Annotated in this window: 24 protein-coding genes; 12 read left to right on the top strand and 12 right to left on the bottom strand. The window is 44.4% G+C overall.

The genetic code is table 11. The features are described from left to right. The first annotated feature begins 178 nt into the window (after positions 1-178). The 6 genes from VHA01S_RS05190 to VHA01S_RS05165 all read left to right on the top strand — a co-directional run bounded on the left by VHA01S_RS05190 (position 179) and on the right by VHA01S_RS05165 (position 6,752). Positions 179-1,081, top strand: coding sequence for a LysR family transcriptional regulator (locus VHA01S_RS05190; protein ID WP_023403302.1), 903 nt, complete (start codon positions 179-181; stop codon positions 1,079-1,081). 131 nt (positions 1,082-1,212) lie between these two features. Next, complete coding sequence (locus tag VHA01S_RS05185; RefSeq protein ID WP_023403301.1) at positions 1,213-1,641, top strand: universal stress protein; 429 nt, start codon at positions 1,213-1,215, stop codon at positions 1,639-1,641. Positions 1,642-1,940: 299 nt separating this feature from the next. Next, on the top strand, positions 1,941-3,557 hold the full coding sequence (locus tag VHA01S_RS05180) for a phosphoethanolamine transferase (RefSeq protein WP_023403300.1): 1,617 nt from the start codon (positions 1,941-1,943) through the stop codon (positions 3,555-3,557). 337 nt (positions 3,558-3,894) lie between these two features. Next, a complete protein-coding gene (locus tag VHA01S_RS05175; RefSeq protein ID WP_023403299.1) occupies positions 3,895-4,854 on the top strand; it encodes a TRAP transporter substrate-binding protein in 960 nt (319 codons plus the stop codon). Positions 4,855-4,945: 91 nt separating this feature from the next. Beyond that, positions 4,946-5,446 carry a TRAP transporter small permease gene (locus tag VHA01S_RS05170; protein ID WP_023403298.1) on the top strand — a complete coding sequence of 167 codons (501 nt, stop codon included), beginning with the start codon at positions 4,946-4,948 and terminating at the stop codon, positions 5,444-5,446. A 1-nt stretch (position 5,447) separates the two neighbouring features. After that, complete coding sequence (locus tag VHA01S_RS05165; RefSeq protein ID WP_023403297.1) at positions 5,448-6,752, top strand: TRAP transporter large permease; 1,305 nt, start codon at positions 5,448-5,450, stop codon at positions 6,750-6,752. A 126-nt stretch (positions 6,753-6,878) separates the two neighbouring features. On the opposite strand, the gene VHA01S_RS05160 is transcribed toward VHA01S_RS05165, so the two are convergent. Next, positions 6,879-7,772 carry a DMT family transporter gene (locus VHA01S_RS05160; RefSeq protein WP_023403296.1) on the bottom strand — a complete coding sequence of 298 codons (894 nt, stop codon included), beginning with the start codon at positions 7,770-7,772 and terminating at the stop codon, positions 6,879-6,881. A 300-nt stretch (positions 7,773-8,072) separates the two neighbouring features. On the opposite strand from VHA01S_RS05160, the gene rbsD reads away from it, so the two are divergent. From rbsD to VHA01S_RS05130, 6 genes are all read left to right on the top strand, one after another. Continuing rightward, entirely contained in the window at positions 8,073-8,492 is a 420-nt protein-coding gene (rbsD, locus tag VHA01S_RS05155) for a D-ribose pyranase (RefSeq protein ID WP_023403295.1), read from the top strand. A gap of 30 nt (positions 8,493-8,522) precedes the next feature. Beyond that, entirely contained in the window at positions 8,523-10,028 is a 1,506-nt protein-coding gene (rbsA, locus tag VHA01S_RS05150; protein ID WP_023403294.1) for a ribose ABC transporter ATP-binding protein RbsA, read from the top strand. Next, positions 10,025-11,008 carry a ribose ABC transporter permease gene (gene rbsC / locus VHA01S_RS05145; protein ID WP_023403293.1) on the top strand — a complete coding sequence of 328 codons (984 nt, stop codon included), beginning with the start codon at positions 10,025-10,027 and terminating at the stop codon, positions 11,006-11,008. The genes rbsA and rbsC overlap by 4 nt, the downstream gene beginning before the upstream one ends. Before the next feature lie 68 nt (positions 11,009-11,076). Then, positions 11,077-11,955, top strand: a complete 879-nt coding sequence (gene rbsB / locus VHA01S_RS05140; protein WP_023403292.1) for a ribose ABC transporter substrate-binding protein RbsB — start codon at positions 11,077-11,079, stop codon at positions 11,953-11,955. A gap of 103 nt (positions 11,956-12,058) precedes the next feature. Next, entirely contained in the window at positions 12,059-12,973 is a 915-nt protein-coding gene (rbsK, locus tag VHA01S_RS05135; RefSeq protein ID WP_023403291.1) for a ribokinase, read from the top strand. A gap of 14 nt (positions 12,974-12,987) precedes the next feature. Next, positions 12,988-13,989 (top strand): substrate-binding domain-containing protein, encoded by a 1,002-nt coding sequence (locus tag VHA01S_RS05130; RefSeq protein ID WP_023403290.1) that lies wholly within the window; start codon positions 12,988-12,990, stop codon positions 13,987-13,989. A 124-nt stretch (positions 13,990-14,113) separates the two neighbouring features. Here VHA01S_RS05130 and ureG read toward each other — a convergent pair whose 3' ends face one another. From ureG to urtC, 11 genes are all read right to left on the bottom strand, one after another. Next, positions 14,114-14,737 carry an urease accessory protein UreG gene (ureG, locus tag VHA01S_RS05125; RefSeq protein WP_023403289.1) on the bottom strand — a complete coding sequence of 208 codons (624 nt, stop codon included), beginning with the start codon at positions 14,735-14,737 and terminating at the stop codon, positions 14,114-14,116. Between the two features lie 18 nt (positions 14,738-14,755). Next, entirely contained in the window at positions 14,756-15,448 is a 693-nt protein-coding gene (locus tag VHA01S_RS05120; protein ID WP_023403288.1) for an urease accessory protein UreF, read from the bottom strand. Positions 15,449-15,487: 39 nt separating this feature from the next. After that, complete coding sequence (locus VHA01S_RS05115; RefSeq protein WP_023403287.1) at positions 15,488-16,093, bottom strand: HupE/UreJ family protein; 606 nt, start codon at positions 16,091-16,093, stop codon at positions 15,488-15,490. A 47-nt stretch (positions 16,094-16,140) separates the two neighbouring features. Then, on the bottom strand, positions 16,141-16,590 hold the full coding sequence (gene ureE / locus VHA01S_RS05110; protein ID WP_023403286.1) for an urease accessory protein UreE: 450 nt from the start codon (positions 16,588-16,590) through the stop codon (positions 16,141-16,143). A gap of 20 nt (positions 16,591-16,610) precedes the next feature. Beyond that, a complete protein-coding gene (gene ureC / locus VHA01S_RS05105) occupies positions 16,611-18,314 on the bottom strand; it encodes an urease subunit alpha (protein ID WP_023403285.1) in 1,704 nt (567 codons plus the stop codon). 122 nt (positions 18,315-18,436) lie between these two features. Beyond that, entirely contained in the window at positions 18,437-18,775 is a 339-nt protein-coding gene (locus tag VHA01S_RS05100; protein WP_023403284.1) for an urease subunit beta, read from the bottom strand. Between the two features lie 80 nt (positions 18,776-18,855). Then, entirely contained in the window at positions 18,856-19,158 is a 303-nt protein-coding gene (gene ureA / locus VHA01S_RS05095) for an urease subunit gamma (RefSeq protein WP_023403283.1), read from the bottom strand. A 25-nt stretch (positions 19,159-19,183) separates the two neighbouring features. After that, the gene (locus VHA01S_RS05090; RefSeq protein ID WP_023403282.1) at positions 19,184-20,173 is read right to left on the bottom strand and encodes an urease accessory protein UreD; all 990 of its coding nucleotides are present in this window, start codon (positions 20,171-20,173) and stop codon (positions 19,184-19,186) included. After that, positions 20,170-20,865, bottom strand: coding sequence for an urea ABC transporter ATP-binding subunit UrtE (gene urtE / locus VHA01S_RS05085; RefSeq protein ID WP_023403281.1), 696 nt, complete (start codon positions 20,863-20,865; stop codon positions 20,170-20,172). The genes VHA01S_RS05090 and urtE overlap by 4 nt, the downstream gene beginning before the upstream one ends. Position 20,866: 1 nt before the next feature. Beyond that, entirely contained in the window at positions 20,867-21,718 is an 852-nt protein-coding gene (urtD, locus tag VHA01S_RS05080; RefSeq protein WP_023403280.1) for an urea ABC transporter ATP-binding protein UrtD, read from the bottom strand. Then, positions 21,715-22,890 (bottom strand): urea ABC transporter permease subunit UrtC, encoded by a 1,176-nt coding sequence (urtC, locus tag VHA01S_RS05075; RefSeq protein ID WP_023403279.1) that lies wholly within the window; start codon positions 22,888-22,890, stop codon positions 21,715-21,717. Before urtC ends, urtD begins: the two co-directional genes overlap by 4 nt. Between the last annotated feature and the right edge of the window lie 10 nt (positions 22,891-22,900).

Below are 22,900 nucleotides of genomic sequence, written 5' to 3'. Positions count from 1 at the left end.
GCCACTTTAAGAGCCCTCAACGAAACCCTCCAATATACATGTATGCCTAAACAGGGATTGTATTAAAATTAACCAAAAGCACACATGCTTGCACTAATACATCAATTTTCATTCGAAACTTGTGTATCTGTGATGTATGTTTAAAAACAGTCTGTTAGAAGAGGATGCAAGGAATCAAATGGCTAAGCACTTCGATAATTTTTATATCTTTTGCCAAGTAGTTAAATTAGGCAGTATGAAAGCCGCAAGTGAGGAGCTAGAAATCCCGCTATCAACTGTAAGTAGACGCATTTCGACCTTAGAAGAAGATGTGAATACACGCCTTTTCATTCGCTCGAAGACAACGCTTTCGCCAACTAGCACTGGCACTCAATATTATCAACGACTCGCGCCTCACTTTCTTAATCTGGCAGAAGAAATTGATAATATCAATAACGATAAAAATGATATTTCAGGGCGAGTATCTATCGACTGTACTGACTTTGTTTATCAATATTTTATTAAAGACAAAGTGGAAGAACTGCTTCGAAAGTACCCAAAACTGAAACTCAAGTTTATCCCTGCTTCCGACACATCCACGTTAGATTCTGATGCCGATATTGGGGTACTGGTTGGCGATCTTCCAGACAGCAACCTTATTGCTAAAAAGCTAATGTCGATTAATGTCAAAGTGGTCGCATCCCCTGACTTTATCCAAACGCCGCCGACCAAATTAGCACAGTTAAAAGACATTGATTACATTGGGCATCTACAACATCAACTCATCACAGGTTACAACACTAAGACCCACAATCTGGAAACGGTAAAGCTGTACCCTAAAATCTCACTCACCGGCGCCGAATCGGTAGTGCAAATGGCAAAGAACAATTTTGGCTTTGCCTTTATTTCGGAATACATTGCCGAAAACGCCATCAAACGTGGCGAACTCGTAGAGTGGATGACAGACTATGAGTTCCCAAGCCGCGACATCTCTTTGGTGTACCGCTACAGGGCGCGTAAGACCAATGCCCAGCAGGTAGTCATCGACGCCATCGTTGCCGGTTTCAATGAATATAAAGAAACTCTAGTCAATCAAGACTAAGAGTTAGCATAAAATAACGCAGCAATAATTGTTTCATTTTATGCTAACTGTCTGATTTGCGAGCTAAGCTGCACACTTTCTCTTCAAATATAACTATGATTAAAGGGTTATTAATCGAAGGGGGTGACGTTATGAACTACAAACATATTCTAGTCGCACTAGAGCTATCTGAAGACAGTAAACTACTGATAGAAAAGGCTTCCGCTCTGGCAAAAACATTCGAGGCGGATGTTTCATTTGTCCATATTGATGGATCACATGGCGAGATTTATACCGAATTAGTGGATATATGTGTCGATGACCAAGAGCCACCAATCAAACGAGTCGCTATGGAGCAGTTAAAGCACTTAACCAGTGATGTTGATGTACCATTAAAGCACTTCCTTATTGGTACCGGAGATCTTGGCGACAAGCTTCCTAACACCATTGCGGACTATGGTTGTGACCTATTGATCTGTGGTCACCATCATGATTTTTGGAGCACTATCATCTCGTACTCCAAACACCTCATCCATAACTCTCCAATTGATATCTTAGTGGTACCACTAGAAGGCCAATAATGTCTTTTAGCTTCATCCATTAATGTCCGATACCAAGTAGACCAGCACGCTACTTGGTATCATATTTAACTAAGTATAAAACTCTGTTATCTGCATTACTTTCAAGCCCCTACCCACTAGTCAGTTTTCTATAAACCACCTAAGCTAAATAAGTTCCATTTAATTTATACAAACTTAATTTCAGCTTTAGCTAGCTATACCCAATATTGTTATTTCGTGAACATATTGCATAATGCCAACCACAGTAATTGAGCGTTTAGCAATAGCGCCGACAAAACTCGCATCCTTCAGGGGGAACAATGAAAGTACTGGCACGGATGATTACGCCGCAATATAGACTGATATGGGGCTGCGCCTTATTGTTCTCAGCTCTATTCAATTTAAGCTTCTTTAAACATTTTATGGATGCTTTTCCAATTGCAGACGGTAATACCGGCTTTGTGGTAAGTGCAGGCGTACTGTTAGTTGCAGTGCATGCTCTGTTCTTTTCCCTATTAGGCGGGCGATTTTTTACCAAAGCTCTGCTTATATTAGGTTTTTTCATTGGCGCAAGTGCCGCTTATTTCTCTTGGACGTACGGCGTTGTCATCGACAAAACCATGTTGCAAAACATGATACAAACCGACACAGCCGAAGCCTTTGGTTTGCTCTCCACGCAACTTGTCATAGTGATGGTTATCTTTGCGGTTGTGCCAGCATTACTTATTTATAAAGTCTCTTTAAATTACCGCTCTCTCTTTATTGAAAGCAGAGCTAAGCTAATTTCTATTTTGCTGTCGGTGGTGATGATCCTGCTGACCTTACTTGCGTATTCAGCAAACTACGCCTCTTTCTTCCGTGAATACAAAAGCGTACGTTACTACTCAGCGCCTCTGTTCCCTATTTACTCGGCAGGTAAATATTTTAAGGGCGATCATAAAGATTTACTTAAACCTGCCGATCAAATGCAAAACGTAGCACCTGATGCCAAGATAGTGCATAAGGTAAAAGATACCCACGAACTGATCGTGCTTATTGTGGGTGAAACAGGACGTGCCGATCACTTTTCATTAAACGGCTATCCTCGCGAAACCAATCCGCTGCTTAGCAAACGCAAAGGTGTGATAAGTTTTTCTAAAATGACCAGTTGTGGCACCTCTACTGCGGTATCTGTGCCTTGTATGTTCTCGTCAGATACCCGTTCACAATTTAGCAGTAAGTCTATTTACAATAAGCTCAATGCGCTCGATACCCTCAAAGATAACAATGTTGCAGTGCTTTGGCGGGACAATAACTCCAGCTCTAAAGGCGTTGCTGAACGTGTTGAGTATCAGTCGTTCAAGTCACCAGACACCAATACCATCTGCGATCCAGAATGTCGTGATACTGGCATGCTCGTTGGGCTTGATGATTATGTTAGCCAGCATCCAAATCAAGACATAGTAGTAGTGTTACATTCAATGGGTAGTCATGGCCCTGAGTATTACAAGCGCTACCCTGCTCGCTTTGAGAAATACACCCCAGTGTGTAAAGGCAACCAGTTAAATAAGTGTTCCAGTGAAGAAATCATTAACGCGTATGATAATACAATGTTATTTACTGACTACTTCATCGACCAAAGTATCGATTGGTTAGACACTTATTCAAAACAGTATCGCACCGCTTTGCTATACATCAGTGACCACGGTGAATCACTAGGGGAAGATGATATTTATCTGCATGGCATGCCTTACGCATTTGCACCAGAAGTGCAAAAACACGTTGCAGCTATCACTTGGTTAAACGACTCCTCACCCTTTAAATACAAGGATGTGGTGAAAAATAAAGACTTACCATTCTCACAAGATAACTTCTACTGCTCAGTGCTATCACTGCTTGAAGTTCAAACCGAAACTTGCCCGCATGAAGCTTCTATTTTCATGAACAAAGGCAATTAAAGATTAAAAAACTCATGGGGTTAGATTTTACATTCTAACCTCTTTTTTCATTCCTCAGCCTTCACTCCATTTTGCATTTTTATTTCTAGTCTTTTAAAAACCCAACGATTTTTTTGCCGTAACCCACAAATCAATTGTCACATTTCATTACACACCCGTTCAAAGCGTGATCAATCACCGTAAAAATTGAAGAAAAACCACTCAATCTCACCGTTGCGAGAGTCAGATCCACAAATGGAGTTTATTTGTCATATAAGATTACTTCTGCAGTGCAAACAGACGCACACATTAGTTAATCCTAATAGGTGCATAAAATTCCCAAAAAAGGATATCAGGAATGAAAAAGTCTCTAATAACGCTTATTGCTTCATCAGTTCTATTCACCGTTGGTGCACAGGCAAAAACACTGACTCTTGGTCATGCAATGAACTTAAACAGTGCAGCGCATGCGGGTATGGTCATTTTTGCTGACAAGGTCAAAGAAAAATCCAATGGCGACATCACAGTTAAGATCTTCCCTAATGGCATGTTAGGTTCGGAACGTGATCAAGCTGAGCAAGTAGTGACCGGCGCCTTAGATATGGCAAAAATCAATGGCTCACTTGCTGAGTCTTTTGAACCAACTTATAAAGCGATTTCAATTCCTTATCTGTTCCGCAACTCAGACCACATGCACACTTTCATGCGCAGTGACGCAGCAGAGAAACTGCTAGCATCAAGTAAAGGCAAAGGCTTTATTGGCATCACCTTGTATGATTCTGGTTCTCGAAGCTTCTACAGCTCAAAACCTATCAACTCTCCAGACGATCTTGCGGGTCTTAAAATCCGTGTCCCTGAGTCACCAACGATGATGGAAATGGTACGTCTACTTGGCGCTAAAGCTACGCCAGTACCTTTCACAGAGGTATACACTGCACTGCAACAAGGGGTTATCGATGCTGCAGAGAACAACATTTCTAGCCTAGTTGAAATGAAGCACTCAGAAGTGGCTAAGTTCTACGCAATGGATCAACACATGATGACACCCGATTTGATCATGATTTCAGAAGCGACGTGGGCTAGCTTGAACCCTGAACAGCAAAAACTGGTAAAAGAAGCGGCGCTTGAGTCTATGGAAGAAGAGATCAAGATTTGGGCTGCTACCGACGACAAAAACATGAAAATCGCTAAAGAATCTGGCGTAACTTTCATCGAGGTTGATACCAGTAAGTTCCGTGAAAAAGTCCTTCCTATGATCAACGATGCAAAGAAAGACCCTGCATTGAAATACTACATCGACGCAATCGAAGCGATGTAAGTAACCTCACCACTAAATAATATCAATCGTTTAATATCAATGCCCTCCCTTCGCGGAGGGCTTAATCAACCGCTGTTGACGTGGAGGAAGGATGTTCTCAGTTTTACGTCAGTTCAAGACTTTTCTAGATAAGGCTATTTTGACATTTTGCGGCATTGCAATTGTCACTTTAGTCATCACCGTAACTTGGCAAGTATTTAGCCGTTATGTACTCAACGACCCTAGCTCATTTACCGATGAACTGGCCCGCTACACCATGATTTGGTTTGGACTTGCCGGCGCCAGTTACTTGTTTGGTAAAAATGGTCACCTTGCTATTACTCTCTTTATTGGTTCTGTTAGAGCCAAACACCGTAAATACTTTCACATCGTCATCAACCTTATCTCAGTGGCTTTCATTAGCCTTGCGATGGTTAAAGGTGGCTTGTTATTGATGAGCCGCACTATGATGCAATTTTCACCGGCATTACAAATCCCTATGGCGTACGTTTATCTCATTTTGCCGCTATCAGGCGTTATCATGCTGACCTATATCCTATTAAGCACCCTTGAGATGTTTGCCCCAGCACAATCTGTTAAGGAAGGTGAATAATATGGATATTTCAATTGGCTTCTGGCTGTTGTGCTTGTTCCTATTTTTAATTGCGTTTAGCGTTCCCATCGCCATTGCGATTGCTATGTCGTCTTTGGTGATCATGTGCTCTATTCTTCCGAGTAACGTGGCCTTTATGACCGCAGGACAAAAGATAGTCACAGGTATAGATAGCTTTAGCTTACTTGCCATCCCCTTCTTTATCTTGGCCGGTAACATAATGAATCGTGGCGGCATTGCCGCGCGACTGGTGCAATTTGCCAAAATTTTAGTGGGTCGTTTGCCCGGCGCACTTTCGCATGTCAACGTATTAGCCAACATGCTGTTTGGTTCGGTATCAGGCTCAGCCGTTGCCGCCGCTGCCGCAGTCGGCAAAACCTTAGAGCCAGAGCTAGAAAAAGAGGGATACGATAAATCGTATTCAACCGCGGTAAACGTTGCCTCTTGTCCAGCCGGACTGTTAATCCCACCAAGTAACTCTTTGATCGTATTCTCAGTGGTCAGTGGCGGCACTTCCATTGCTGCGCTATTTATCGCAGGTTACGTGCCGGGAATTCTAATGGGGCTCAGCTGTATGGTGGTGGCTTATATCATTGCCAAAAGACGCGGCTACCGAAGCGCAGCTGTTGAGCTGACCATACGCGAAAAACTGATTATTACCTGGCGCGCCATCCCAAGTATGGGATTAGTGGTGGTGGTCATTGGCGGCATCATTGGCGGAGTGTTTACTGCAACCGAAGGGGCCTGTATCGCAGTGCTGTATTCGTTTGGTTTATCGCTGTGTTATCGAACGTTAGGCTTAAAAGAGCTCAAAACCATTTGTGTTGAAACCGCTGAGATTACCGGCATCATGCTGTTCTTAATTGGCGCATCAACCATTATGTCTTGGGCAATGGCATTTACTGGCCTACCAAGCATGATAAGTGAGTGGATGTTGTCTATTTCAGACAACCCAATCATTATCTTTATCTTGATGAACATCATCCTGCTGATTGTCGGCATGTTCATGGATTTAACCCCTGCGGTATTAATTTTCACCCCAATATTCATGCCGATTGCTACGCAACTGGGCATGCATCCAATCCACTTCGCGATGATGATGATATTCAATCTATGTATTGGTATTGCCACTCCGCCAGTAGGGACGGCATTGTTTGTCGGCTGTAGTGTCAGCGGTGCGAGGATTGAAGGGGTAATTCGCGCTATATTGCCGTTTTGCGCGGTGTTAATTGCGACTCTATTGCTGATTACCTTTATTCCGTCAATCAGCTTGGCATTACCAAGAGCATTTGGTCTGATTAACTAAGCTAGCGTTAGCTAAGTCAGTCTTAACTAGACAAGCAGAAACAACAGCTTAATCAAAACAAAAGGCATGCCGATTTTATCGTGCATGCCTTTTTAATAGATGTAGCGAGTAAAAATAGCGTCCCTCTTAGCGAGCGCGTTGACCTAGCAACTGCTTACCAAATACATTAATCAATGCCCCAGTCACTATCAATCCGCCACCTAAATAGGTCCAAATTGATGGTATTTCATTAAATATCCATACCCCTAACAGCGCAGAAAACACGATTTGTACATACGAATAAGCCGACGCTTTACCCGCTTCTTGAGTTTGCATCGCTTTGGTTAAGCCGTATTGTCCGATTTGCGTAAATATCCCCACTAAAATCAACAGGATAGTCATAAACAGGCTTGGCCAAACAAAATGATTCCAAATCAATACGATAGATACTGGCAGTGCCACCAGCGGGAAATACATAATAATCACCGAGCTATCCTCGGTTTGGCTTAGCTTCCTGACAATTATGTAGGCAATAGAGCTGCCAAATGCTCCGCACAGCGCAATACCAATACTGAACAAAGGCACCTCACTCGTGCCCTCTGCCAAACTCGGTTGCACCATCACCAATAAACCTACTAAACAAAATCCGATACAGATCATGGTTGATTTTTGAATGCGCTCTTTAAGGAATAAAACCCCAAGCAACGCGGTCGAAACAGGATGCACATATTGTAAAATCGTTGCTTCCGCCAACGGCAAAGTCGTGACCGCATAGTAGACACACATCAAGGCAGATGTACCCACCACACCACGCAACAATAGCAGCGGTTTATTATTACCCCATGCCGAAATGCCTTTACGCTTTACATCGGCATAGCTAATAATCAAAGACACCAACGCCCTTGCCGCCACAATTTCAAATACCGGAATACCGTAATTGCTGATGTATTTCACGCAGGCAGACATAAACGCAAAACCCACCGCAGATAAAAGCATGAAGCGAACCCCAACAGGGATTGATGAGAAAGAAGACGCCGGCATAGTGTTTAGGTACCGTTAAAAAAGAAGACAACGAATCATATATTAATGTGCGCTGGTTCACCATTAGCAGTCAGACTTTGCCTTTAGAAACGCTATAAAATCATCAAGTTTTCACTTTTTATACACCATTACCACCTCTGTCTCTCCTAGAAACCAAGTTCTGTTATTTAATAATTACATGACACTATTCACAGATCATAACCTCTTTTATAGCTAACTATTTCTAAACCATTACACTCTATCGAAACGTATCGATGAAGTGCAAATACAACTTATTGTTTTAGGAAAAGGGCATAACCAATGAAAAAAAGTCTCCTTATCAACTCCGAAATCTCATTTTTAGTCGCCACTTTAGGCCACACAGATGAAATCACCATCTGCGATGCGGGATTGCCCATTCCCGATGCGACTCAACGTATTGATCTTGCATTAACCCATGGTGTGCCATCGTTTATCGACACCATAAAAGTGATCTTATCTGAATCTCAAATCGAAGGGGTTGTACTTGCGGATGAATTCAAATCGATTAGCCCTGATTTACACCAAGCCCTGTTAGAAGAACTAGCAAACGACGAAAAACGTACCGGTAAAACTATAACGATTACCTATGTCTCCCATGAACAATTCAAAGACAAAACTCACCAGAGCCGTGCTGTTGTCAGAACCGGAGAATGTACTCCTTACGCTAACGTTATCTTTCAAGCTGGCGTCGTTTTTTAATTCATATCAATGCTTTAGAAAGGTGGTGTTATGCGACAAGCTACTCTACAACTAGCCAACATAGAGAAGTCCTTCCCAGGTGTGAAGGCATTGGATAAGGCAAGCCTAAACGTTTATCCCGGTCAAGTGATGGCTCTAATTGGAGAAAACGGCGCGGGTAAATCAACCTTGATGAAGGTTCTAACAGGCATCCACAATAAAGATTCAGGTTCAATAACCTATGAAGGCTCAACGGTAGCGTTTAAAGGCCCTAAAGATTCTCAAGAAGCAGGGATAAGCATCATTCATCAAGAATTAAACTTAATTCCTGAGCTGTCTATAGCCGAGAATATCTTTTTAGGCCGAGAATTTACCTCAAAGCTTGGACGTATTCAGTGGTCAAAGATGTATCACGAATCCGATCTTCTTTTGCGTCGACTCAATGTTCAACATAGCTCTAAAAAGCTTCTTGGCGAGCTTAGCTTAGGCGAACAGCAAATGGTTGAAATAGCGAAAGCACTCTCATTTGAGTCCAAAGTCATCATTATGGATGAGCCTACAGATGCCTTGACAGATACTGAAACTGAATCCTTGTTCGCCGTGATTCGAGAGTTGCGAGAGCAAGGTTGTGGCATCGTCTACATATCGCACCGCCTAAAAGAAGTCTTCCAAATCTGTGATGACATTACCGTACTTCGTGACGGCAAATTCATTGCTGAATGCTCCGTTGCAGACACGAATGAAGATGGCTTAATCGAAATGATGGTTGGCCGTAAATTAGATGAGCAATATCCTCGAATAAAAGTACAACACGGTGAAACGTGTTTAGAAGTTAAAGGCTTAACAGGATCGGGAATCCACGATGTGAGCTTTCACCTAAAACGAGGAGAAATCTTAGGTGTATCAGGGCTTATGGGCGCAGGGCGAACTGAATTGATGAAAGTCATCTTTGGTGCTCTCCCCAGTGAGCGCGGTGTCATTAATTTAAATAATCGCACAGTTAATCCAGTCAGCCCTCAAGATGCTCTCGCCAATGGCATCGCTTATATTTCAGAAGACCGCAAAGGTGACGGCTTAGTATTAGGGCTTTCTGTAAAAGAAAACATGTCACTGTGCGCTTTAGATAAATTGACTAAAAAGGGCAAGATCCAACATAAAGACGAAGTGATCGCCGTCGATGACTTTATCCGCCTATTTAATATCAAGACCCCAAGTAGAGAGCAAATCATTGGCAATTTATCCGGTGGTAATCAACAAAAAGTGGCGATTGCCAAAGGATTAATGACCAAGCCCACTGTGCTGATTCTTGATGAGCCTACACGTGGTGTTGACGTCGGTGCCAAAAAAGAAATCTACCAACTGATTAATACGTTCAAAGCAGAAGGTATGAGCATTATTTTGGTCTCGTCAGAAATGCCTGAAGTATTAGGCATGAGTGACAGAATTTTGGTTATGCACGAAGGGCGAATTAGTGGTGAATTTGATGCACTAGATGCGGATCAAGAAAAATTAATGGCATGCGCCGTGGGCAAAAAAATGAAAGAGGTAGCAGCATGAGTAGCAATGCTATGAATAAAACAACAGCAACAAATGACAACAAGTTATTAAGTAAAGAGTGGCTGATCGAGCAAAAATCGTTAATTGCTCTTATCTTTTTAATTATTGTGGTTTCTATTTTAAACCCAAACTTTTTTACCGTAGATAACATCCTAAATATTCTGCGCCAAACCAGTGTCAATGCCATCATCGCCGTTGGTATGACGTTGGTTATCCTAACCGCAGGTATCGATTTAAGTGTGGGATCTGTACTCGCACTCTGTGGTGCATTTGCCGCAAGCTTAGTCGCTATGGAAGTGCCAGTAGCATTTGCCGTGCCTACCGCATTACTTGCTGGTGCTGCATTAGGAGGAATCAGTGGCATCATTATTGCCAAAGGTAAAGTTCAAGCCTTTATCGCCACCTTAGTTACTATGACATTATTACGTGGCGTCACTATGGTTTATACCGATGGTCGCCCAATCTCAACAGGCTTTACTGACACTGCTGATGCGTTCTCTTGGTTTGGTACTGGTTATGCTCTCGGTATTCCTATTCCCGTTTGGATGATGGTCATTGTTTTTGCATCAGTATGGTACCTGCTTAACCACACCCGCTTTGGTCGCTATGTCTATGCACTTGGCGGTAATGAATCCGCTGCCCAACTGTCTGGCATCAATGTCGATCGCGTAAAAATTGGTGTCTATGCCATTTGTGGTTTGCTGGCAGCACTTGCTGGAATCATTGTGACCTCTCGCCTTTCATCAGCGCAACCTACAGCTGGTATGGGCTACGAGCTTGATGCTATTGCCGCCGTGGTATTAGGTGGTACAAGCCTAATGGGCGGTAAAGGTCGAATTATGGGTACCTTAATTGGTGCGCTGATCATCGGCTTTTTAAACAATGCCCTTAACCTTCTCGACGTATCTTCTTATTTCCAGATGATTGCAAAAGCAACCGTAATTCTTCTGGCAGTAATGGTAGACAATAAAAATAAATAACACCTGAGAGCCCACCGTTCTTAGTTTAGAACAGTGAAGTAAACCTCTCCCTACACAAGGAAAGAACAATGAAAAAACTCACAACCCTGATCTCTGCAGCACTACTGTCTTCAACCATGTCTGTTTCTGCGCATGCTCAAGACACTCTTGCCATTGTGGTATCAACATTAAATAACCCATTTTTTGTTACCATGAAAGATGGTGCTGAGTCCAAAGCAAAAGAACTTGGCTATAACCTTATTGTTTTAGACTCACAAAACGATCCTAGTAAAGAGCTTTCCAACGTTGAGGATCTGACTGTCCGTGGTGTTAAAGCTATTTTAATCAACCCTACTGATTCTGATGCGGTATCCAATGCCATTCGCATGGCAAACCGCGCCAATATCCCTGTACTGACTCTAGACCGTGGAGCAAGCCGTGGCGACGTAGTCAGTCACATTGCTTCAGATAACGTGGCCGGTGGTGAAATGGCAGGTAAATTCATCATGGAACGTGTTGGCGAAAAAGCAAAAGTCATCCAACTTGAAGGTATTGCAGGCACATCGGCTGCGCGCGAACGTGGCGAAGGTTTCATGAAAGCAGTGAAAAGCGGAAACATGGATCTACTGGCTAGCCAACCCGCGGATTTTGACCGAACTAAAGGTCTAAATGTTATGGAAAACCTTTTGGCTGCAAACTCTGATGTGCAAGCGGTATTTGCCCAAAATGATGAAATGGCACTAGGGGCACTTCGTGCTATTCAAGCTTCAGGAAAAGACATCACCATCGTTGGCTTTGATGGTACTGATGACGGTATTGCTGCCGTCAATAGAGGCCTTCTTTCTGCCACTATTGCCCAACAGCCCGATATGATTGGATCTCTAGGTGTAGAAACAGCGGACAAAGTCTTAAAAGGCCAAACCGTTGAGAAAAACATCCCTGTTCCTTTAAAAGTGATCACTAAGTAACTTTATCCGTTCCAGCTCTAAATCACCTTAGAGCTGGACAGATAGGTATGCGTTTTTTGTATAAGAGCTTATACATATCTGTTTTTTATTATGAGGACCACCAATGAGCAAATTAGTCGTTTTAGGTAGCGTTAACGCTGACCATGTTTTGCAGGTTCCATCATTCCCCCGCCCAGGAGAAACTCTTCACGGAACAAACTATCAAGTGATTCCTGGTGGTAAAGGAGCCAATCAAGCCGTTGCTGCCGCAAGATTGCAGTCAAACGTATCGTTTATCGCCAGTGTCGGTGACGATGCCTTTGGATTAAATATCATCGACTCATTTGCGAACGATGGTATCGATGTCTCTGGAATTAAAGTGATTCCACACTCTCCCACCGGTATTGCGATGATTCAAGTGTCTGCCAATGGTGAGAACAGTATTTGTATTTCAGCAGAAGCCAATGCCACTTTAACTGCTGAGTCCATTGCACAAGATTTACCCAGCATTGCTAATGCAGACTACTTATTGATGCAATTAGAAACTCCTATTTGCGGGGTCAAAAAAGCCGCATTGCACGCCAACAAACACAATACTAAAGTCGTTCTAAACCCCGCTCCTGCTTGTCCTCTTGCAGATGAGCTTCTGCAACTTGTCGATATCATTACGCCTAACGAAACAGAAGCAGAAGTCTTAACTGGTATTGCCGTAACCGATCAAAAAACGGCGCAATTAGCGGCACAACGATTGCATGACAAAGGCATTGCCATCGTCATGATAACTTTAGGTGCAAAAGGGGTTTGGTTAAGTCAAAATAATGACGGCCAACTGATTGAAGGATTTCAAGTGGACGCGACAGACACAACCGCTGCAGGCGACACCTTCAATGGGGCATTAGTTACCGGATTAATTGAAAACAAATCTTTGCATGATGCCATCGTTTTTGCCCATGCAGCCGCGGCGATTTCTGTGACTCGATTTGGGGCGCAAACTTCAATCCCACACCGACAAGAAGTAGACGTATTTCTACGACAATAATTTAAGGACATTCCATGGCTTCGATGAAAGATATTGCTAAGTTAGCCGGGGTATCAACCTCTACAGTCAGTCATGTAATCAATAAAAGACGCTACGTTAGTGAAGAAATTTCAGAGCGAGTCAATAAAGCCGCAAAAGAGCTAAATTACTTTCCTTCGGCTTTGGCAAGAAGCCTAAAAATGAATCGTACAAATACGATTGGCATGTTAGTCACTAACTCCACCAACCCTTTCTTTGGCGAAGTTGTGAAAGGAGTAGAAAGGCATTGCTACGAAAAAGGATACAACTTAATACTGTGTAATACTGAGGGTAATCACACTCGAATGCGTGATTCTATCGATACTTTAATGCAGAAGCGCGTCGATGGATTAATCTTAATGTGTTCTTTTTTAGACGGTGAGAAATTTGAATCTTTCGACCGCTCTCCTAATATTCCTGTTGTGGTTATGGATTGGGGAGAAATAAACTTTGAGAGTGATAAAATCCAAGACAACTCTCTCCATGGTGGCTACCTAGCAGGGCAACATCTTATTGCTCATGGCCATCATAAAATTGGTTGCATCACGGGACCAACATCACGATATCAAGCTCAAATGCGTTTTACTGGATTTAAAAAAGCACTTTCGGAAGCCGGTATTTCATTAAATCCAGACTGGGTTGAAGAAGGCAACTTCGAATGTAATGGCGGCTATGATGCTTTACAAAAAATCATTCAAAAACCCGAACAACCTAGCGCACTTTTTGTCTGTAACGATATGATGGCAATGGGTGCGATTAATGCCGCTCATGAACATGGCATTTCGGTCCCTAATGACTTATCCATCATTGGGTATGATGATGTCCATCTTGCTAAATTCATCACCCCGTCGCTCACCACTATCCACCAACCTAAATTCAGGTTAGGTAAGGCCGCAGTGGAAGCTGTTTTGCAAAAAATAAACAAGAGTGATGAACCTTATAAAGTAGTGCAGTTGGAGCCAAAACTAGTTGTAAGAAATACCGTAAAAACAATATAGAGTCACGGATACAACTGATTTATCCATCTTTCTAACTTCAACAAACACTAGCCTCGCGGATATAAATCTAAAAAAGGTCGATGGATTCCTAAACAGAAAAATCGAAATCCATCGACAATTATCATCAGCTTTTAGGCGTCAGCATGCCTTCGGTGATAATAAAATCTATGATGGTATTTAGGCCGACACTCTCTTTTAAATTGGTGAATACATACGGCTTAGTAGGGCGCATGCGTTGGGTGTCTTGTTCCATTACTTCTAGGGACGCGCCTACATATGGGGCTAAGTCGATTTTGTTGATGACTAATAGATCTGAACGGGTAATTCCGGGGCCGCCTTTTCGAGGGATTTTTTCACCCTCGGCGACATCAATCACGTAAATCGTTAAATCCGCCAGTTCAGGGCTAAAGGTGGCACTGAGGTTGTCGCCACCGCTTTCCACAAACACCACATCAAGGTTTTTGTGCAGCTTTGCTAGCTCTTCCACGGCGGCTAAATTCATGGATGCATCTTCACGAATGGCGGTGTGCGGACAGCCTCCGGTTTCGACGCCAATGATGCGATCTGGCGCTAGCGCTTCTGCTCGAGTCAGAATTTTTGCATCTTCTTGAGTGTAGATATCGTTAGTGACCACAGCGATATTTAATCTATCTCGGATCGCCTTACACAAGACTTCCAACAGTGCGGTTTTGCCCGAACCCACCGGGCCCCCAATACCCACTCTAAGAGGTTGTTTGTAACTTTCCATTGTCTTATTTCCTATTCATTATGAGCGGAATAACCGCGTGTATTGGGTTTCATGTAAGCTACTTGCCAGCGCAAGCGAAGGGGTAAAACTCGATATCATCCACTCTTCTGTGCGCTTGGCGCGTGCGATGGCGTCAGGAAAACACTCAGTGACCGACAACAACACTCGCTGACCATCAGTTTGTCCAAGAGGGACTAATTTAACTCCCGCCGTGACCATGTTTTCCAGCCAGCTCCATAAATAGCCTTCGGTTAATTGTTCTAAATTGATCTGCCAGTGGTGAGCGGCAATACACATACCTATCAGTTGATTGGGTGATTGGGTCATTTTATCCACCACTGTCATATCCATATTGAGTTGCCTTAATAAGGTATTTAACGCTTTACCTCGCTGCACTTCTTCAGCTCGTAACTCTTTAGATTCACGACTGGCATACAGCAGTTCACTCCAGTGATCGATAGATGCAATAGCCTCATCCGTCACCGCGCAGCTAGTGGCGTAATAGAATTTTTCTAGTATCGGCAACTCCAAAATAGCAATGCTCGACATCACCACATTCATCAGCCAACTTTCAAATTCTTGCCTGTTTCTCACCCAGCCTGCTTCTACTGCATATTCCAGCCCTTGGGAGTATGTAAAACCGCCTATCGGCAATGAGGGGCTAAACAACTGAAACAAGCGATAGCAAGCCAGGTTTTTATCTAACGCCATGCTTCCCCCCTGCATTCATTGATGGATCACCAGACAACACTAAGCGGTCACCATAAACAGCACGCTAGCCGAGGCCACACCGATAGAAAGCCACTTTGAACCAATCCAACGACCCGCCATACAACCTGCACCTAATAGCATGCATGCCATCATGGTCATTCCTAGTGCAAATTGAGAAAGATTGGCGGCCGCTTCCACGCCATGTGCGTATCCGTGGAAAAACAGCAGTCCAATAGCTAAGCTCAGCGCAGCGTTGACTTTGGTCACCGACGGCGTCACCACATGCCACAAACAGACACTCATCACAAACAGTGATGCGATGATCATAGGTTCAATAAACGCGGCATAACCTATAGCTTTACCTGCTAATAACCCCACTACTAACGACGCAACACCTGCCACCAGCAGTGCTAATGTCTTGCCTTTTTTGAAACTTAACGTGCCCACTAACAAGCCAAACGCCAATAGCATAATCAAGTGGTCAACGCCGGTCAGCGGGTGCGTAAGGCCCGAAAAAAAAGAGTGATCGGCATGTCCTGGGTGAGCAAAAGCGCTAATTGGGGTAAGCAGCGTCATGACTAATGCGGCGGTTATTGATTTCGCAGACTTGTTTGCCGCCGCGCGAATGTTTAATAATGTGTTCATTAAGTGATCCTTACTTTTAAACCGATAATTAACTGATAAATAAATGATTAGTGGTGATGACCGCCGCCTGAGCGACCGCCATACGCGCCACTTTCTGGCTCTAATGGCGCAGATTCGACTGTCACTGTTGCGCCAAGCCCTTGTACCATTTCGTCCAATACATGGTCGTGTTGATAGCGAACCCAATCAGCAGTCACTTGCAAAGGAACGTGACGATTACCTAAGTGATACGCCACTCGCATTAGCAATAATGTATCGGAGCAATGCACCGTTGAAACGGTCTCTGGCGCGGCTTTCACTTCCACTACCATGCCGCACTCACTGAGTAACTGTTCGCCACCACGCAAGATATGACCTCGAGGTAAAAACAGCCCAGCGTCTCGACCATCTTCTAGGCTGACTTTTAAGCGGCTTTTGATACGACTATCTATCGGTAAGCTAAGATAGCCATTGGGGTTGCTGACGGTTTGCGAATTGATTTTGGTCAGTTCAATCATGATTTGTCCTTACTGCATGCTTAAAACAAGAAATAACGTTGCGCCATCGGCAATACTTCGGCGGGCTCACACTGTAATAGCTCACCGTCTGCTCGCACCTGATAGGTCTGTGAATCCACTTCAATCTTTGGCATCCAATCATTGAGCTTCATATCGGCTTTGCTGATGTTGCGACAATCTTTGACCACACCAATTAAGCTATTTAAGCCAAGTTGCTCAGCTATCTTGTTCTCTTTGGCCGCTTTGGACACAAACAACATTGAGGTGCTTTGACTCGCCTTACCAGAAGCGCCAAACATAGCGCGGTAATGAACGGGTTGTGGCGTTGGGATGGAGGCATTCGGGTCGCCCATTGGCGCCATTGCAATCATGCCGCCTTTTATAATCACACTTGGTTTCACCCCAAAAAAGGCCGGTTTCCAAAGCACGAGATCTGCCAATTTGCCTTTTTCAATCGAACCGATTTCGTGAGACATACCGTGAGTAATCGCAGGATTGATGGTGTATTTGGCAATGTAACGTTTTAGACGAAAGTTATCGCTGTAGTCAGAGTCTTGTTGCAAACTGCCACGCTGTACCTTCATCTTATGTGCTGTCTGCCATGTGCGAGTAATGACTTCGCCGACACGCCCCATCGCTTGGGAGTCGGAAGCAATCATAGAAAAGGCACCTAAGTCATGCAAAATGTCTTCGGCAGCGATAGTTTCACGGCGAATACGCGACTCTGCAAACGCCACATCTTCGGCTATAGAGGGCGATAAATGGTGGCATACCATCAACATATCGAGATGTTCATCAACCGTATTGACCGTGTAAGGTCGGGTTGGGTTAGTGGAAGATGGCAGTACGTTTGGCTCACCTGCGGCGCGAATAATATCGGGCGCATGACCGCCACCGGCCCCTTCGGTATGATAGGTATGAATAACGCGATCGCCTATCGCACCCAAAGTGGATTCGACAAACCCTGATTCATTTAAAGTATCGGTATGAATGGCAACTTGCACGTCCATTTCATCGGCAACGCTCAAGCAAGTATCAATAGAAGCCGGAGTGGTTCCCCAATCTTCATGCAATTTTAGCCCCACAGCGCCTGCCTCTACTTGCTCTCGCAATGCCTGTGGCTGGCTCGCATTACCCTTACCCAGCAGACCAAAGTTCATCGGGTATTCATCCAATGCTTCTAGCATACGGTGCATATTCCAAGGGCCCGGCGTACAAGTGGTTGCGTTTGTGCCAGTATTGGGACCTGTGCCACCACCAATCATAGTGGTGACGCCAGAGGCGAGGGCTTCTTCGATTTGTTGCGGGCAGATAAAGTGAATGTGAGAGTCGATGCCACCAGCGGTCAAAATTGAGCCTTCCCCCGCTAAAATCTCAGTGCCCGGACCAATCACAATATCAACCTCAGGCTGAACATCTGGATTGCCCGCTTTGCCTAAAGCGTAAATTCGTCCGTCTTTGATGGCGACATCGGCCTTTACCACTCCCCAATAATCGAGCACCACTGCGTTGGTGATCACTAAATCGGGAGTTTCGGCGCTCGATCTTTGGCTTTGTCCCATGCCATCACGGATGACCTTGCCACCACCAAACTTGACTTCATCACCGTAAATGGTGAAATCTTTTTCTACTTCTAGCCACAATTCGGTATCAGCAAGACGCATTCGATCCCCAATTGTTGGACCAAACATTTCGGCGTACGCTTGTTTGGATATCTTTGCCATGACCTACTCTACCTTTCTCTATTAACTGCCTGTTTTTATTAGCAAGATTACGCGCTGCTAAGGTGACGGATGCGGTTGTTGCTCAACACTTTGTACTCGGCACTTTGTTACTCAGCACTTTTTTACTCAAGACTGCCCATCACTTTTCCTTGAAACCCATACACCTCAAGCTTGCCGGCGTATTTCACCAATTCTACCGTTCGAGATTGTCCGGGTTCAAAGCGAGTGGCTGTGCCTGCAGGAATGTTTAAACGGAAACCTTTTGTGGATTCTCGGGGAAAAATTAAGGCGTTATTCGCTTCATAAAAGTGATAATGCGAGCCAATTTGAATCGGTCTGTCGCCGATGTTTTCCACTTTGATAGACAGCGTTTCACGGCCGACATTTAATTCAATACTTCCTTGGCCTGCCTCTATTTCACCGGGGATTAATGTGCCTGTTTTTGCTTTTGCTACTGCCATTTTTCCGTCCCTAAAATTGTGTTGCAGAACTCGTCCCTGAGTATGATGGGGGTGATGCCTTGGCTTATTACAAGTCTGATTTAGACAATGGGATCATGAACGGTGACTAACTTAGTACCGTCAGGAAAGGTCGCTTCCACCTGCACATCAGGGATCATAGAGGCCACACCTTCCATTACTTGGTCATTGCTTAATATGGTGCGACCATAATCCATCAATTGCGCCACTGTTTTTCCCTCTCGAGCACCTTCTAAAATAGCGCTGCTGATCAAGGCGATAGATTCGGGATAGTTAAGCTTTAAGCCTTTGTCTTTACGTTGTTGCGCCAACATTCCAGCGCAAAAAATCAACAGTTTGTCTTTTTCTCTCGGTGTTAATTCCATGTCGTTATTCTTCCCTAACTCTTTTTTAGGTCGCCCAAATACGCGGTGGGGTTGGCGTCTCGCCTGTCCAATAATGTCGGACTTGTTGCCAAACCAAAGTGAAGGCAGACAAGATATCTTCACTCCACTCACCCAAAGCGCGCACTACCATCAAGCCATCAATCTGAGTCACGCTTAATAGCAAAGGCTGTTGCTGACTAGATTGTTGATGACTAGGTCGCTGACTCGTCGCTTGCCTTGCACCGGTGGCATCATTTGAGTTGCTCTCACTTACTATTGATAAAAGCAAACTCCGTACCAACTCCAGTAATTCTTGTGAAACTTCACTCACATACAGTGTTCCCAGCATAGAGCGACCTAAAAGCCCCATATTTATCATGAGGTTATCTCCACCATGAAAATTGATGCCTTCGACTAACAAACGCTTTCCGTCTTGGAAAATTTCAGTTTTCCCAACTAGATGACCCAGCTCAAATCCCTCTTTCAGTGCAGGCCGTCCAAAACAGTGCATTTCCCAACCAATAAACTGCGCCCCTGACTCAAGGTGAACTTCAGTATCTAAACGACTGTAAGCATTAGGGAAAAAGATATTTTCTTGAGGAAGCCACTCTAGGCGAGCACCATTTTTGACCGACAGCACCTGCTTTTGGTGCGCATATTTACTGTCTGAGCGATAAAATTTGGTCGCGCCCGGCGTGGTAATTAAGGAATGAGCACCCGAGTGCAAGGTAACGTTAATATTAAGAGTATCCCCGCCGACCACACCGCCTGGAGGGTGCAGTAGGTAGGTATGGCAAGGCTTACCTTCTGGGTATAAAGGCCGCTGAATCGCCAACGGCCCTTGTTGACTGCGGTGCTTAATGACCGTTTTATCGCCTCTATCGACAAAGCTCAAACAGAGCTGAGCTTTCCAGCCCTGCTCTGTTTGATGTTTGATCTCTGCGCCCAAAGGCGATAGCGCATCCGCGCTATCTTGCAAAACAGAAGCCGCGTGCAAAGCAGAAGAAACACTCATACCGTTAGATACTCCTTAATCAAGCCTTCACTCAATTCTTGTATCTCTCCGGTCGCAACTTGCCTGCCTCTGTCTAAGATACAAAAGCAATCTCCAACCTTTCTAGCAAAAGGCAGCTTTTGCTCTACCAGCAATACGGTTAAGCCCATTTTTTCATTGAGCATTCGAATAATATCGCCAATTTCTTGCACGATATTGGGCTGAATACCTTCTGTTGGTTCGTCTAAGATCAGTAATTTTGGATTGACCACTAGCGCACGCCCTATGGCGAGCTGTTGCTGTTGTCCTCCCGATAAGTCACCACCTCGTCGATGTAGCATCTCTTTTAATACTGGGAAAAGATCGAAGATAAACTCAGGTATTTGGCGATCGCCCTTGTCACGAATCGGCAGTCCCACCTCTAGGTTTTCTTGCACTGTCAACATAGGAAAAATCTGACGCCCTTGCGGCACATAGCCAATCCCTTTACGTGGTCGCTCTTCTGCATCTAAACCCAGTATCGACTCACCTTTTAGTAAAATATCGCCACTTTTGACCTTAACTAAGCCCATCACGCATTCAAGTAGGGTGCTCTTGCCCACCCCATTGCGTCCCATCAGCACAGTGCATTTACCTTCTGGGATAGTGATATCTAAATCCCAAAGGGTATGACTTTCACCATAAAATTGGTTTAGCGATTTAATCTCTAACATCTTATTCTCCCAAATACACTTGCTTCACCTCAGGGTGAGCTTGCACTTGATCCATAGTGCCTTCCGCCAACACATGCCCTTGGTGAAGCACAGTGACGTGACTGGCAATCGAACGTACAAAATCCATATCGTGCTCAACCACCACCACAGAATGATTGCCCGCCAATGAGTTAAGCAGCTCCGAGGTGCGATCCATCTCTTGATGCGTCATGCCCGCTACCGGTTCATCCACCAATAGCAGTTTGGGGTTTTGCATCAGCAACATACCAATTTCTAACCACTGCTTTTGCCCGTGAGATAAGTTTCCTGCCAATAATTTAGCGTTGTCTTTCAAATGGATAAGCTCTAATACCGATTCCAACTTATCACGCTGCTGCGATGACATTTTGGCTCGATATGTCCCCCATACCGAGCGTACGCCCGCCATAGATAACTCAAGGTTTTGCCACACAGAAATACATTCAATCACGGTCGGTTTTTGGAACTTACGACCAATGCCAGCATTGGCAATTTCAGCTTCGTTCATTTCCAATAAATTGATGTTTGAACCAAGCCAAACCTTGCCAGAATCAGGCTTGGTTTTTCCTGTGATGATATCCATCATGGTGGTTTTGCCTGCGCCGTTTGGTCCAATAATGCAGCGCAACTCTCCTTCACGGATATAAAGGTTCAGATCATTGATCGCTTTAAAACCATCAAAGCTTTTGTTCACCCCTTCTGCGTACAGCAAAATGTTATGGCTGGTATCAATGAGCGGGTGAGTTTGCGGAATCAAAAAAGGAAACACTTGATCGCGACGAGTAAATGAACGCACGTTTTCCTTGAGAGTATTCATATTATCTAACGCACTCATAGATTGGCCTCCGCTGGCTTAGCCTCTGATTGACTCTGTTTTGTATCTTGTTGTTTATTCGCTCTTTTAGCGTAAGTAAGTGCAAACTTGTCACTGATAAAGCCCATCACGCCTTTCGGGAAATACATGGTTGAGAACACAAATAATCCACCCAATGCGAACAGCCAAATTTCTGGAAATTCCACCGTAAACCAGCTTTTTGCGTAGTTGATGATCAAAGCACCAACGACCGCGCCCACTAAAGTGGCACGTCCACCTAACGCCACCCAAGCCACAATCTCAATGGAGTTAATTGGTGCAAACTCTCCCGGATTGATAATGCCCACTTGAGGTACATATAACGCCCCTGCGATACCTGCGATGATTGCCGATAACACAAAGATCCACAGCTTTACTCCGTCTACGTCATAACCCATAAAGCGAGTACGAGACTCTGTATCTCTTATCGCCAATGCCACTCGCCCTAAGCGACTAGTGACTACGGTTCTGCACAACACATAGCTGATAATGAGCGCAATGCCAGAGCAAACAAACAGCGCGATTTTGGTGCCATCTAGCTGCAAGCTAAAGCCTAAAATATCTTTAAAGTCGGTCAATCCATTATTGCCACCAAAGCCCATTTCATTGCGGAAGAACGACAACATCAGTGCGTAGGTTAAGGCTTGCGTCATAATGGACAGATACACTCCTGAAACCCTTGAGCGAAATGCCAAATAACCAAACACATACGCCAATGCTCCCGGAATCAACACCACCATCGCCATGGCAAACCAAAACTGGTCAAAGCCCTGCCAAAACCAAGGCAGATCGCTCCAATCCAAAAACACCATAAAATCGGGCAATAATGGATCGCCATACACGCCGCGATCTCCAATCTGACGCATCAAATACATGCCCATGGCATAACCGCCGATAGCAAAAAATGCGCCATGCCCCAGACTCAAAATCCCCAGATATCCCCACACTAAATCCAGTGCCAACGCCAACATGGCGTAGCATAGATACTTACCCATCAGCGAAATAGTGAAGGTCTCTACATGCAATGGGTGTCCAGCAGGTAAAAAAGTATTGGCTAAAGGAATCAACACTACAGCCGCTAGCAAGGCAAGAATGGTGATTTGCCCCGCTCTATCTCCGCTCATGGCGGAAAGTACAAACGATCTTGACTTCATGATGCTCTCC

This window comes from Vibrio halioticoli NBRC 102217 (assembly GCF_000496695.1).
Classification (GTDB): Bacteria; Pseudomonadota; Gammaproteobacteria; order Enterobacterales; family Vibrionaceae; genus Vibrio; species Vibrio halioticoli.
This window is presented reverse-complemented; position numbering and strand designations above follow the sequence as displayed.